The organism is Dyella sp. ASV21 (genome assembly GCF_016428975.1).
In the GTDB taxonomy this organism is placed as follows: domain Bacteria; phylum Pseudomonadota; class Gammaproteobacteria; order Xanthomonadales; family Rhodanobacteraceae; genus Dyella.
Genome location: NZ_JAELTT010000220.1, coordinates 1 through 397, shown reverse-complemented (window position 1 = coordinate 397; position 397 = coordinate 1). Strand labels below are relative to the sequence as shown.

General features: G+C 74.3%; 1 protein-coding gene. It reads left to right on the top strand.

All coding sequences use genetic code 11. The annotated features are described in order from the left end of the window. Positions 1–129 precede the first annotated feature (129 nt). Positions 130–300 (top strand): hypothetical protein, encoded by a 171-nt coding sequence (locus JHD67_RS21560; protein WP_199101184.1) that lies wholly within the window; start codon positions 130–132, stop codon positions 298–300. The last annotated feature ends 97 nt before the right edge of the window (positions 301–397 follow it).

Here is a 397-nt window from a genome sequence, read left to right as displayed (position 1 = left end):
CCCCCCCCCCCCCCCCCCCCCCCCCCCCCCCCCCCCCCCCCCCCCCCCCCCCCCCCCCCCCCCCCCCCCCCCTTTTTTCCACCACACCCCGCCACCCGCGATTCGGTCACGGGTCTCGTGGGCTCGGAGATGTGTATAAGAGACAGGGGGGCCCGCTTCGATGATTTGCAGCGCGTGCTGGAGTTGGACGAGTCGCCGCGTCGCATCGAGTGCGAGCAGCATGGCGAGCAATACCGTCACCAGCACCACGCCTGTCTCTTATACACATCTGACGCTGCCGACGACAACGTTCGGGTGTAGATCTCGGGGGTCGCCGTAGCATGAAAACGGGGGGGGGGGGGGGGGGGGGGGGGGGGGGGGGGGGGGGGGGGGGGGGGGGGGGGGGGGGGGGGGGGGG

Excerpts from the sequence above, each read along its gene's own strand:
- JHD67_RS21560 (WP_199101184.1), top strand. The coding sequence starts at position 130 with ATGTGTATAAGAGACAGGGGGGCCCGCTTCGATGATTTGCAGCGCGTG.